At 65.9% G+C, this 12,759-nt stretch carries 12 protein-coding genes; 4 read left to right on the forward strand and 8 right to left on the reverse strand.

All coding sequences use genetic code 11. The annotated features are described in order from the left end of the window. Positions 1 to 14: 14 nt before the first annotated feature. Positions 15 to 407, reverse strand: coding sequence for a VOC family protein (locus AC1DXI_RS18270; RefSeq protein WP_476939788.1), 393 nt, complete (start codon positions 405 to 407; stop codon positions 15 to 17). A 48-nt stretch (positions 408 to 455) separates the two neighbouring features. Between AC1DXI_RS18270 and ligD the strand changes: the two genes are divergently transcribed. From ligD to AC1DXI_RS18285, 3 genes are all read left to right on the forward strand, one after another. Next, a complete protein-coding gene (gene ligD / locus AC1DXI_RS18275) occupies positions 456 to 1,700 on the forward strand; it encodes a non-homologous end-joining DNA ligase (protein ID WP_476939789.1) in 1,245 nt (414 codons plus the stop codon). 61 nt (positions 1,701 to 1,761) lie between these two features. Next, entirely contained in the window at positions 1,762 to 3,135 is a 1,374-nt protein-coding gene (locus tag AC1DXI_RS18280) for a type I glutamate--ammonia ligase (protein ID WP_476939790.1), read from the forward strand. Further along, positions 3,135 to 4,274 carry an amidohydrolase family protein gene (locus tag AC1DXI_RS18285; RefSeq protein ID WP_476939791.1) on the forward strand — a complete coding sequence of 380 codons (1,140 nt, stop codon included), beginning with the start codon at positions 3,135 to 3,137 and terminating at the stop codon, positions 4,272 to 4,274. Before AC1DXI_RS18280 ends, AC1DXI_RS18285 begins: the two co-directional genes overlap by 1 nt. 81 nt (positions 4,275 to 4,355) lie before the next feature. Here AC1DXI_RS18285 and AC1DXI_RS18290 read toward each other — a convergent pair whose 3' ends face one another. From AC1DXI_RS18290 to AC1DXI_RS18320, 7 genes are all read right to left on the reverse strand, one after another. Next, complete coding sequence (locus tag AC1DXI_RS18290; RefSeq protein WP_476939792.1) at positions 4,356 to 5,129, reverse strand: type 1 glutamine amidotransferase domain-containing protein; 774 nt, start codon at positions 5,127 to 5,129, stop codon at positions 4,356 to 4,358. A 72-nt stretch (positions 5,130 to 5,201) separates the two neighbouring features. Further along, the gene (locus tag AC1DXI_RS18295) at positions 5,202 to 6,233 is read right to left on the reverse strand and encodes an NADPH:quinone reductase (protein WP_476939793.1); all 1,032 of its coding nucleotides are present in this window, start codon (positions 6,231 to 6,233) and stop codon (positions 5,202 to 5,204) included. A 21-nt stretch (positions 6,234 to 6,254) separates the two neighbouring features. Further along, positions 6,255 to 7,079, reverse strand: a complete 825-nt coding sequence (locus AC1DXI_RS18300; protein ID WP_476939794.1) for a PfkB family carbohydrate kinase — start codon at positions 7,077 to 7,079, stop codon at positions 6,255 to 6,257. Positions 7,080 to 7,103: 24 nt separating this feature from the next. Further along, entirely contained in the window at positions 7,104 to 8,165 is a 1,062-nt protein-coding gene (locus tag AC1DXI_RS18305) for an NAD(P)-dependent alcohol dehydrogenase (protein ID WP_476939795.1), read from the reverse strand. Positions 8,166 to 8,244: 79 nt separating this feature from the next. Continuing rightward, positions 8,245 to 9,162 carry a carbohydrate ABC transporter permease gene (locus AC1DXI_RS18310; protein WP_476939796.1) on the reverse strand — a complete coding sequence of 306 codons (918 nt, stop codon included), beginning with the start codon at positions 9,160 to 9,162 and terminating at the stop codon, positions 8,245 to 8,247. After that, positions 9,159 to 10,127: a carbohydrate ABC transporter permease gene (locus AC1DXI_RS18315; protein ID WP_476939797.1), complete on the reverse strand. Its 969-nt coding sequence runs from the start codon at positions 10,125 to 10,127 to the stop codon at positions 9,159 to 9,161. Before AC1DXI_RS18315 ends, AC1DXI_RS18310 begins: the two co-directional genes overlap by 4 nt. A 26-nt stretch (positions 10,128 to 10,153) precedes the next feature. Continuing rightward, the gene (locus AC1DXI_RS18320) at positions 10,154 to 11,500 is read right to left on the reverse strand and encodes an ABC transporter substrate-binding protein (protein WP_476939798.1); all 1,347 of its coding nucleotides are present in this window, start codon (positions 11,498 to 11,500) and stop codon (positions 10,154 to 10,156) included. Positions 11,501 to 11,773: 273 nt separating this feature from the next. On the opposite strand from AC1DXI_RS18320, the gene AC1DXI_RS18325 reads away from it, so the two are divergent. Next, positions 11,774 to 12,715 (forward strand): AraC family transcriptional regulator, encoded by a 942-nt coding sequence (locus AC1DXI_RS18325; RefSeq protein ID WP_476939799.1) that lies wholly within the window; start codon positions 11,774 to 11,776, stop codon positions 12,713 to 12,715. The last annotated feature ends 44 nt before the right edge of the window (positions 12,716 to 12,759 follow it).

Raw genomic sequence — 12,759 nt, forward strand, 5'->3', positions numbered from 1 at the left:
GGAGCAAGAATGAGTCACGAGTCCTTTCCGGGCTCGTAGGTGCCGGCGCTCCATTCCTGTCCTTGGGGATCGAGCACCCGGCAGCGCCGGGTGCCCCATTGGGTGTCTTCGGGCGCGATCACTGAGGTTCCACCCGCGGCGAGGGCCTTCTGATGAAATGCGTCGACGTCGTCAACCAGCAGATACAGTCCCTGGCCGGTCGATCGACCGACAAGTGGCGGCCGCCGGTACTCGGCGTCGCTACTTGCCACCATTAGCACGGCCTCCCCCATGCAAATCTCGGCGTGCAGCACTGTCCCTGCAGGGCCGTCCTGCCGGTGAAAGAGGTCAAAGCCCACTGCCTGGAGCCAGTCCAGGGCTGCGGGTGCGTCACTGTAGCTGAGATAGGCGAATAACTTGGCGTCCATGTCGGAATGCTATTCCCAAGCGCGGCCGGCCGGAACTAGCGTGGCGGAATGAACTCGTCTAAGGCCCCCGCCGAGATCCTCACCATTGGCGGCAACGAGGTCCGCATCTCGAGTCCGGACAAGGTGGTGTTCCCCGAACCCGGGCTGACCAAGCTCGACCTGGTCCGCTACTACCTCACCGTCGCCGACGGTGCGTTGCGGGGCGCAGGCGGACGGCCCATGGTGCTCAAGCGCTTCCCGAAGGGGATCGGCGCTGAGCCGTTCTTTCAGAAGCGCGTGCCCGAAAACCACCCCGACTTCATCGATACTGCGACGCTGCACTACGCGTCCGGCACATCAGCCGAAGAGGCCGTCATCAGGGATGCTGCGGGCTTGGCGTGGGTCGTGAATCTTGGATGCCTGGACCTCAACCCGCACCCCGTGCGTGCCGAGGACCTTGAACACCCCGACGAGCTCCGGGTCGACCTCGACCCGATGCCGGGGGTCGAGTGGGCGCAGATCGTTGACGTCGCCTATGTCGCGCGGGAGGTGCTCGACGACGTGGGACTGGTGGGGTGGCCGAAAACGAGCGGTTCGCGGGGACTCCACATCCTCGTGCGCATCGCGCCCCAGTGGTCATACAGCGACGTGCGGCTCGCCGCCGAGACCCTCGCCCGCGAGGTCGAGAACCGCGCTCCGGGCCTCGCCACCGCGCGGTGGTGGAAGGAGGAGCGCGGCGAGAGTGTGTTCGTCGACTTCAATCAGAACGCCAAGGACCGCACCGTGGCATCGGCGTACTCGATCCGGCCCCTGCCCGACGCCCGGGTCTCGAATCCGCTCACTTGGGACGAGGTTACCTCCACCCGGCCGGAACAATTCACGGTGCCCACGGTGCTTGAGCGCTACGCAGCGATGGGCGACCCCCACGCCGGGATCGACGACGCGGTTGGGGCGCTCGACAGACTCATCACCCTGGCTGCCGAGCTCGGCCCCGCCGAGAAGCCCCCGCGCGGCGGCGACGGCCTGGGCCGCCGGCAGTCGGTGATGCCGCTCATCGAGGTGGCACGGACCAAGACCAAGTCCGAGGCGCTGGCGGCGCTCGAGGAATGGAAGACCCGGCATGCGGACCTCCTGCCGAGCCTGCACCCCGCTGACATACTCGTCGACGGAATGCGGGGTTCGAGTTCGCTCTGGTACCGGGTGCGGGTGAACCTGCAGCATGTCCCGGAAAAGGAGCGTCCGCCACAGGAGGACCTCATCGCAGACTTCGACCCCTGGGCAGGCAAAGAGTGGCCCGGGCGCCCTGGGTCCTGACGGCACGGGACGCAATCCAAGCTAAGACCAAGACCAACGGTCAAAGGTGCAGAATATCCCTATGAGCGATGGCTCGGGCTTCCCCGCTTTCGACGCGGCCGACCTGGATGCGGCAGCGGACCGGCTCCAACAGGCCGGCGTTCGTCTGGTCATCGGAACGATGGTGAACGCGGCCGGAATCACCCTTGCCAAGAGTGTCCCGGTGGCCCGGCTCGGCGCCTTCCACCGGGCCGGCATGGGTGCCGCTCCGGTCTGGCATGTCTTCTGCATTGACGGCGCCATCGCCTTCACCGACAGCATCAGCGCCGTCGGCGACCTGCGCCTGAGGATCGATCCCACGGGGTTGCGCAGTCTCGGCGGAGGCCTGGCGTGGGCTCCTGCAGACATGTTCCGCCAGGATGGGAGCCGGGATCCGGCCTGCGCGCGCGGCACGCTTGCCCGAGTCCAGGAGCGGGCCGCAACCGCCGGCTATCGGGCACTCGTGGGCCACGAGCTGGAGTTCGTGCTCGTCGCCGCCGACGGTACGGCGCTCGACGACGCCCCCTGGGCTCCGTACGGGCTGACCGGCTTGCTTGACCGCGAGCAATTCCTCACCGAGCTGCTGGCCGCCATGGCGGATTCGGGTGCTCAGGTTGAACAGCTCCACGCGGAATACGGCCGCAACCAGTTTGAGCTCTCCCTTGCCCCGGCAGACCCGCTCGCGGCAGCGGACACCGTGGTGCTGGCAAAGATCATTGTCGGCAGGGTCGCCCGTGCCCACAAGCTGCAGGCCTCGTTCTCTCCCGCACCCTTCCCCGGTTCGGTTGGCAATGGCGCCCACCAGCACTTCTCCCTCTCCCGTGGCGGAGCACCCCTCTTCAGCGGCGGGCCTGGTCCGTACGGCATCACCGAGGAGGGTGGGGCCGCGATCGGGGGCATCATCCAAGGGCTTCCCGATGTGCAGGGACTGCTCACCGGTTCTATCCTGTCCGGGATCAGGCTCACGCCCGGAGCGTGGTCGGGTGCCGCTTTGTGTTGGGGCCTGGAAAACCGCGAAGCATCCGTCCGTTTCGTCGACGGCGGTGTGGGCAATCCCCACGGGGCCAACGTCGAAGTCAAGGTCATCGACGGGTCCGCCAACGCGTACCTGGCCTCCGCCGCCATCCTGGCCCTGGCTCTCGAGGGCATCACGAGCGGCAGCCGCCTGCCTGCTGAAGTTACCGGGGACCCAAGCCGGCTCTCCGCGGCGGAAAGGCAGGCCGCAGGGATCGGCACCGTCTCGGACTCGCCGTCGGAAATCATCACGTCCCTGGACAACTCCGCGTCCGCCCGAAGACTGCTGGGCAACGAGGTGGTCGACGCCACCGTTGCGGTGCGGCGCCAAGAGCAGGAGACCCACGGGGCCCGGGACCCCAAGGAACTCGCGGCCCTATTCCGCCTTGCCTGGTCGATCTGATGGGCGGGTCGTTCGCCGGGTTTGTCGAAGACATACGGCTCATCGACCATCACGTTCACGGCGCTTTTGGGGTCGACGGCGACGAAACCCGCTTTCAGAATTCGCTGAACGAGGCCAACAGCGGGCCCCTCGCCGTACCGTCGGCGGCCTACGACTCCCAGCTGGGCTTCGCCCTCCGCCGCTGGTGCGCCGAGATCATCGACCTGCCCCGGCACGTCTCGCCCGAGCTCTACTGGCGGCGCCGCAGCGAACTCGGCGAAGTGGAAATCAGCAGACGGATGACCCGGGCAGCCGGAGTCAGTCACTGGCTCATCGACGCCGGATTCAACACCGGGGCCATGCTCGATCCACCCGGGATGGCGGAAACTGCCGGGGCCACTGTCCGCGAGATCGTACGCCTGGAAACCCTCGCCGAAACCCTGATCCGTTCCGGCCAGGATCCGGGCGACTACGTGGAGGCGTTCACCGCGCTGCTGGCCAACCGCCCCCAGATTGTCGTGGGGGCCAAGTCGGTTCTGGCCTACCGGGCCGGCTTCAATCACGACCTCTCCCGGCCGGCCGACCGCAAGGTGGCTGAGTCCGCGAAGCGGTGGCGGCAGCGGATCGAGTCCGGTGGGCCGGTGCGTCTTGATGACCTCACCCTCATCCGTTTCGGCCTGCACTGCGCCATCTCGCTCGGGCTTCCACTCCAGCTCCACGTCGGGTTCGGGGACCGGGAGCTGGACCTTGACCGGGCGAACCCCCTGCTTCTGCTCGACTTTCTCCGGTCGGTTCAAGCCAGCAGGGTCCCCGTCCTGCTCCTGCACTGCTACCCGTTCGAGCGTGAGGCCGGCTATCTCGCCCAGGCCTTCGACAACGTCTACCTCGACGTCGGCCTGGCGGTGAACCACGTCGGCGTCCGGAGCCGGAGCCTCATCGCGCGCTCGTTCGAACTCGCCCCCTTCACTAAGATCCTTTACTCGTCCGATGCCATCGGCCCGGCTGAGCTCCACTACCTCGGCGCGCGGCTGTGGCGCAACGCGATTGCAGCCATCTTCGGCCAGTGGATTGACGACGACGAGTGGTCCGACGCCGATGCCCGCCGCGTTGTGGAGCTTGTTGCGCGGGAGAACGCCCGAAGGGTCTACGGACTGCCGTAACGGGACCAACCACGGTCATTTGTCCACACGTTAAAGCAAAACCCCTCTGACGAGGGGTTTTGCTGTCACTCAACGGCTGCGCTAGTGCTCGGTGCCTGCCGCCTTCTTGGCGTTCTTCTCGGCGTCCTTCTCGGCGCGCAGAGCCTCCGTCTCGTGCTTTTCCTCGGCCTTTTCCTGGTGGATGACCTCCGCGAAGAGCTTCTCCATCTCCTTGGCCACGCCGGCGGCTGAGGCCGGGTTCTGCCCGGTCACCAGCCGGTCGTCAACCACAACCTTCTCCTCAAAGACATCAGCGGAGACGTGGGTGGCGCCCTGTTCCTCAAGCCGGTCGGCCAAAAAGAACGGAATGACCTTGTCCTTCCCCGCGGCAACCTCCTCGTCATTGGTGAAGGCGGCCACCTTACGGCCCTCGACGAGGCGGAGCCCGTTCTTCAATTCCACGTTCAGCAGGCCGGCCGGTCCGTGGCAAACCGCGCCCACCAGGCCGCCGGCGTTGTAGACGCTGGCCACCAGGTCCTGCAAGCCTTTGCTGTCCGGGAAGTCCCACATGGTGCCGTGGCCGCCCACGAGGAAGACGGCGTCGTACTGGTCGGGATCAACGACGTCGACGCGGGCAGTGTTATAGAGACCGGCGCGCGTGGTCTCGTCCTCCGTGAAGGCGACCTGGATGGGATCTTCCGAGTCCACCTCGTCGCGCGGGGGCTGGCCGCCCTGGATGGACGCGAAGTCGACGAAATGCCCGGAATCCTTGAAGACCTTCCAGGGATGTGCGGCCTCGGCCACGTTGTAGCCGGTCTTCTCTCCGGTATCGCCGATCTCGGAAACGCTGGTCAGTACCATGAGGATTTTCTTCATGAAGTCTTCCTTTCGTCCAGCTTCCACCCTACGCCCAGCCCAATTCGGGCCCTCAGCGCCCGAAGTTATCGGCTAGTTCGTTGACACATCGATCAGCACCTTGCCGACGATGCCCTCTTCCACCGCCGCGTGGGCCGCCGCCGTGTCAGCCAGGTCAAAGCGATGCAGCGGCAGGCCCGCGGCCTCTCCCACCGGAAGGGCGCCGTCGGCGATGGCCGCATTGATGTCCTCGGCGGCGGCTTGCACAGCCGCCATGCCAACGGTGTAGAGCAGCACAAACTGGTAGCGGACGTTGAGGCTGAAATGCCGGCGCACGTCCAGGCTCACCTGATCGCCGCCGTTGTTGGCGTAGACGGCGACGGAGCCGCGGTTGCGGATCACCGCCAGGTCCAGTTCCGAGTTCTGCGCGGGTGCCACCTCCACGATCTGGTCGACGCCGTTAGGAGCGATCCGGCGGATCTCCGCGGCCGCGTTGGTTTCCCGGTAATTGATGACGTGATCGGCGCCGGCGGCCGTGGCCAGCGCAGCCTTCGCCGGTCCGCTCACGGTCGTGATCACAGCGGCGCCGGCCCACTTGGCCAGCTGGATCGCCGCATGGCCCACGGCGCCTGCCCCTCCAGCGACGAGGACCACTTTGCCGTCCAAGGCTCCCGGGTGCAGCCGCCGCGGGCCGTCCTCGGCGATGGTCAGGGCCCGGTGGGCGGTGATTGCGGGAACACCCAGGCTTGCGCCGAGGTCGAACCCGGCGTTCTCCGGCAGCGGAAAAACCCGTTCGGCCGGCAGGACGGCGAACTCCTGCGCTGTCCCGCCGTCGGCGCGCTGGTAGGCGGCCAGGGCCAGCCAGACCCTGTCACCGACATGGAGATGCTCGACGCCGGGTCCGACGGCGTCCAGCACTCCGGCGCCGTCCTGGTTCGGCACGACCTCCGCGAAGGGCAAGGCCTCGCCCGGTTTGGCGCCGCGGCGCGATTTCCAGTCGGTGGGGTTCACCGCGGAGACCATGATCCGCACGCGCACCTCCCCGGGCCCCGGGTCGCGGATCTCGCGGTCGACGAGCTCGAGAACAGACGGATCGCCGGTGGCACGGTACACGATTGCTTTCATACTCAGACCAAACACCGGCCCTCACCGAAAATTCCCACCGGGTGCGGAAACGGTGATGCTAGCGGGCGGCTGCGTGATCAGGCCTGCTGGGCAGGTGACGCCTGCCCCAACGGTGTCCGCCACGGTGATGGGTTCGGCGGCCATCTCCACCCTGCCCTGGCGGGCCAGGACGACTGGGCCGGAGGCGCCGCGTGTCAGGGCTACGATCGCGGGGCCGAGTTCCAGCCATGCTGCCATGGTTTGCTCCGGGGTCCGGTCCGGGTAGAGCCAGCTCAAGTCTTCGTCGCTGGCTTTGACGATGTCGCTGGCCGTCACGAACAGTTCCGCCCGGTTACGTGCCTCAGCCACGTCGGGACTGATAGCGGGCCGGCAATTCGGGTCGTAGCTGACCGTCGCGTGCTTCCGTGCGGCCTTCACCAAGGCCAGGGTGGCCTTGTTCCCCGGTCTGAGCATGGTGGCGATCGATCCGGTGTGGACGTGGGTGGAGCCTTCAACGGCGGCCAGGGCGGGCAGGGACGCCCCGTTGATGTCCCAGTCGATGGAGAAGGTGTAGTGGGCGGCACCGTCAGTGCCCAGGGCCGCGAGGGCCGTCGATGTCGCTGAGGTCCCTCCGTTAATCACCCGGACGTTGTTCGACCGGAGGTGCTGATCGATCATCAGGCCGTACCGGTCCTCGGCGTAGTGGGTCACCAGGGTCGTCTGCAGGTCCAGGCGGGCCGCCCCCACCGCCACGTTGAGCGGGCTCCCTCCGGGATGGGCCTGGATCTTTTCCGGCCGGCGGGGGTCGCTGATGATGTCGACGAGTGATTCGCCGATGACGAACACCATGGTTTCACTTGCTGGCATGGCTGCTTCCTCGCAGTCTTCTTCTCAGCGGCCCGGGTAGACCACGGCTTTGAGCTGGCCGGGCTGCTTGCCGGCCTGGAGCGCATCTTCCGATTCGGCGAGGGCGAACTTGCCGGTGACCAGGATGTCCAGGTCCACTTTTCCGTCGGCGATGAGCTGGATGGCCAGGGGCCAGGTGTTGGTGTAGCGGAACACGCCGGAGAGCCAGATCTCCCGGTTCTGGATGTAGGAGACGGGGAGTTCGACGTCGTCGGCCCCGAGCCCCACCAGGATGACCCGGCCCGCCGGTCCAACGGCTTTGATCCCGGAACGGACGGCCTGCGGGGCGCCGGAGGCGTCGATGAAGGCATCGACGTCGAGCCCTTCGACACTGTCCGTCAAGGCGTTCAAGGCATGGGTGGCGCCGTGTTGGAGGGCGAAAGCCAGCCGGTCTTCTGCAATGTCGCTGATGTAGATTTCGGTGGCGCCAAAGGCGCGGGCGGCTTGGGCGGCGATGATGCCGATGGGGCCGGCGCCGGCGATCAGGACCCGGCTGCCCGGCTTGATCTGGGCGCGTTCGCAGGCCCAGAGGCCGACGGAGAGCGGTTCAATGAGGGCTGCCGCCTCGTCGCTGACGCTGTCCGGGATGTCGAAGGCAAAGTCACTCTGGATTCTCACGTATTCGGTGAAGGCGCCGTCGATCGGCGGCGTGGCGTAGAACTCGATGTCGGGGCAGAGATTGTAGCGTCCGGCTTTGCACTGCTTGCATGTGCGGCATGGCCGCTGGGGCTCGACGGCGACCCGCTGGCCGATGCGGGCGGGGTCGACGTCGCTGCCGACGGCGGCGATACGTCCGGAGAGTTCGTGGCCGAGGATCAGCGGGTGGTCCACGACGTAGTCGCCGATCCGGCCGTGTTCGTAGTAGTGGACGTCACTGCCGCACACGCCGACGGCGGCGACTTGGACGAGGACCTGGTCCGCGTCCAGCTGCGGGACGGGCAGGGCCTCCAGGGCCATGGCGCCCTGGCGTTTGAGGACGGCGGCGCGCATGGTGGCCGGTACTTCGGGATGCCCGGGGGTGCGGGACTGGGCGGTTGATGTGGTCATCGGAGGAATCCTTTGCGGTTTGAAGAGGCGGTGGCGGGCTATTTCACGGCGCTATTTCACGGCGCCCAGGGAGAGGGCGCTATTTCACGGCGCCCAGGGAGAGGCCTTGGACGAGTTTGTCCTGGGCTGCGAAACCGGCGAACAGCACTGGCAGGGAGATCACGACGGCGGCGGCGCAGACCTTGGCAATGAACAGGCCCTGGCCTGAAACGAAGCCGGTGAGGAACACCGGTGCGGTGCCGGCCACGACGCCGGTGAGGACCCGGGCCAGGAGGAGTTCGTTCCAGCTGAAGATGAAGCAGATCAGGGCGGTCGCGGCGATGCCGGGCATCGCCACGGGTGCGATGACCTTGCGGAGCGTGAGCAGCAAGGTGGCGCCGTCGATCTGGGCAGCCTCGAGCATTTCGACCGGTACTTCGGCAAGGAACGACCGCATCATCCACACGGCGATGGGCAGGTTCATCGAGGTGTACATCAGGACCAGGAACCAGATGTTGTCCAGCGCGCCAGCGGTTTTGGCGAACAGGTAGAGCGGCAGGACTGCGGCGACCACGGGCATCATCTTCGTAGAGAGGAAGAAGAACAGAACGTCGGTCCACTTTTTCACCGGCCGGATCGACAGGGCGTACGCGGCGGGGATGGCCAGCAGCAGGACCAGGGCGGTGGAGAAGATCGAGGCGGTGGCGGAGTTGATCAGCGACGGCCAGGGGCTGACGCCGGAAGTTGCGCCGAAGAACTCCTTGTAGGCATCCAGGTTAAGGTCGGCGGCGATGGACGGCGGGTTCGTGGCGGCGTCGATTTCGGAGTGGAACGAAGTCAGGATCATCCACAGGACCGGCACCGCGAACAGCAGGGCCAGCAGCCAGGCGGCGATGCCGGCGGCGGTGTTGTTGCGGGTGGGGTCCATGCGTGACTTGCCCCGGCGTCGTGATCCCGTGGTCGGGGTGGACGCGGTGGGGACTGATGACCTGGGCCCGGCGGGGGTGAGGGTGCTCATCGTGCTGCCTCCTTCTTGAAGAGCGAGAATACGGTGCGGAGTGCGAAGGTCGCCACGATGATGGTGCCGATGACCACCACGACGCCGGCCGCTGAGGCCAGGCCGTATTCGTTGGCGTAGTAGAACGTCTCGTAGATGGCGTAGGGCAGGTTGGCCGTGCCCAGGCCGCCGGAGGTGATGACGAAGGTGGCGTCGAAGTTCTGCACGATGTAGATGGCCCCGAGCAGTCCGCCGAGTTCCAGGTACTGGCGCAGGTGCGGCAGGGTCAGGTGGCGGAAAATTGCCCAGGGAGTGGCGCCGTCCATCTGGGCAGCTTCGACGGTGTCCATCGGACGGGACTGCAGGCCGGCGAGCAGGATGAGCATCATGAACGGGGTCCACTGCCAGACCAGCGAGACGATGATGGCCATCAGGGGCGCCGAAGACAGCAGGTCCGGCTGCGGCGGGTTGTCGGAGCCGAAGAGCGACCAGATCCAGGTGAGGGAGCCGTTGATCAGGCCGTAGACGGGGTTGAGGATGGCGTGCTTCCAGATGAGCGCCGCGGCGACCGGAACGATGAGGAAGGGTGCGATCAGCAGGGTCCGGGCCAGTCCGCGGCCGATGAACTTCTTGTCCAGGAGCAGGGCCAACCCGAGTCCGAGGACCAGGCTGACCAGGACCACCGAGACGGTCTCGACGATGGTGGTGAGGATTGCCTGGAGCATGTAGGGGTCGGTGACCACCTGGATGTAGTTCTCGAACCCGGCGAATCCGGTCGTGTCCGGGCTCAGGCTGTTCCAGTTCATGAACGAGATGATCAGGGTCACCACGAACGGAAGCTGGGTGACGACGATGAGGAAGATCAGGGCCGGCAGCAGCGGTGCCCGCCGTGCCCAGGCCACTGCGCCTTCCCGCGCCCTGGTGTTCTTGGAAGGTTTGGCTGTGCTGCTCCCGTGCCGGGAGACGCGCGCCGTTGCGGTAGTCATAATGTTCTCCTGCGGTTGGGTTGGGGTTACTTGTACTTGTCGCCGACTTTTTGTGCGGCTTCCTGGCCCTTGGCCACCGCGTCGGCGACCGAGCCCTGGCCGGCGATGGCGGAGCTCACCCCCTGGGACACCCTGGTGCCCAGGGCGGCGAACTCGGGAATACCGACAAACTGGATGCCGACCGCCGGCCGCGGCTGGACACCGGGGTTGGTCGGATCGGCGTTCTCAATGGCAAAGCGTTCGGCCTTGAAGAACGGTGCGGCCTGCTGGAACTCGGTGTTCTCGTAAGTGGAGATGCGCTTGCCGGACGGGACCTTGGACCAGCCGAGCTTGGCGGCGACCAGTTCCTCATACTTCTTCGAGCTGGCCCAGGCGATAAATTTGGCGGCAGCGTCCTGTTTCTTGGAGGCCGCCTGCATAGCCCAGGACCAGGTCCACAGCCAGCCCGAGGACTTGGTTTCCTTCACCGGAGCCTGCGCGTAACCGATCTTTCCCTTCACAGGAGAGGCCTCGGCTTCCAGGGCGCCGGCCGCGGAGGTGGCGTCGTACCACATGGCGACCTTGCTCTGGCTCATGTTGTTCAGGCATTCAGTGAACCCTGCCTGGGCGGCCCCCGCTTCACCATGGTCGCGCACCAGCTTGGTGTAGAAATCAACAGCCGCGGTGAACTCCGGAGAGTCGACCTTCGCGTTCCAGTCCTTGTCGAACCATGTTCCGCCGAAGGTGTTCACCACCGTGGTCAGCGGCGCGAAAACCTGGCCCCAGCCGGGCTGGCCGCGCAGGCAGATGCCCTTCATACCGGGGGCGGCGCCGTCGACCTTGGCCGCCACTGCCGCGACTTCGTCCCACGTCGGATTCTCCGGCATCGAAAGTCCCTTGGCGGCCAGAATGTCTTTCCGGTACATCAGGAAGGAGGATTCGCCGTAAAAAGGCTCGCCGTAGAGCCTGCCGTCCTTGCCGGTCAGCGACGCCGTGTAGGCCGGCAGGATGTCCGCCTGGTTGAACGCTGCGTCCTGGGCAACGTTGTCCAGAGGCGCAAGCCAGCCGTTGGCGGAATAGAACGGGATCTCGTAGTTGGACAGCGACGCTATGTCGTACTGGCCGGCCTGGCTCGAGAACTCCTGGCTGATCTTGGCCCGGACGTCGTTTTCCGGCAGGACGGTGTAGTTGACCCTGATGCCGGTTTCCTTGGTGAAGTTCTCCGCGGTGAGCCGCTGCAGGTCCTCCATCTGGGGGTTGTTGACCATCAGGACGTTGATGCTGTTCGGGTCTCCTGCGGAGTTGCCGCCGCCGGCGCCCGCGCAGGCCGAGGTGCTGAGTGCCACGCACAGGGCGCCTGCGGCCAACGCGGCGGCGCGTGTTTTTGCGCGCATTTAGGACTCCTTTGTTCTTCAGGGGGTGCGATGCTGCCCTGCTCCGACTGCTGCGTCGGGGGTGCGGGGCCGAGAGCGGGACGAAGGGGCTGGAAGCCGGATACCTCGTCGATGTCCCTCAAGATTAGGCCTGTGGGATAGGGCACAACTAGCGCCGTGGTTGCTGAATTCTGATACTAATTTTCCTGAGTGCTCCCAGGGTGGGCGCTACTCTGGGAGAAGGCAACCAAAGCGCTGTCCAGATTTCATAACCCCAACGCAGGGAGAACCACGATGAGCACGGCGGATCCCGCCAACGGAGCAGACCTCCCTGACAGTGCCGCCGCACGGTTGGCTGAGAGGCTGCTGGGCATGCGGGCCAACCGGGAGGTCATCCCGGAGGACCCGCACCATTCGGTTCGGTGGCACCAGCACGACTACCCGAGCCCCGTGGCACGGTGGAATTACCACCCAGAGTATGAGATCCACCTCATCCGGAAGGGCACCGGAAAGTTCATCGTCGGAGACCACATTGGCACGTTCGAAGCCGGCCACGTCTCCCTCGTCGGGTCCGGGCTCCCCCACGACTGGGTCAGCGACCTTGAAGCCGGCGAAATACTGGAGAACCGGGACGCCATCATCCAGTTCGACGGGAAGTGGGTCGAGCAGGCCGCATCCATTGTCCCGGAGATGGCCGAGGTCAGGCCATTGTTGGAACAGTCCGCCCGGGGAATCGAATTCCTTGGCCGCTCAGCCGAGACGGCAGCCGCGTGCATCGAGGCAATGGGCACCTCCACCGGATTGGCGCGGCTTCAGCATCTCTTTGAGCTGTTGGCGACACTGGCCCGTGCGCCAGAAGTGGAGCGGCGCTACCTTGCTGAAGAATGGTTCAGGCCGCAACTTGACGGCCAGGCTGCGGCCGTCGTCGATATCGTCCTGGAGTACGTTTTCAGCAACCACGCCGGCAGTGTCAAGATGTCCGAAGCGGCGGCGCTGGTGGGCATGTCGGAACCGACATTTTCGAAGTATTTCAAACGCGCCACCGGCCAGAACTTCAGTGATCTGGTGCGCAAACTTCGCCTGGCCCACGCCCGCCGGCTGCTGGAGCTGAGCGACAAACCCATCTCCGAAATCTGCTACGAAGTGGGTTTCTCCAATTTGTCCAACTTCAACCGTCACTTCCTCAACGACGCCGGCGAAACCCCGCGGCAGTACCGCCAGCGAACGCAGAACTGACAGTCCCGGGGAATGGTACCCGAGCGGCACCGCTCGATGACACG

The organism is Arthrobacter sp. P1_H7 (assembly GCF_056405215.1).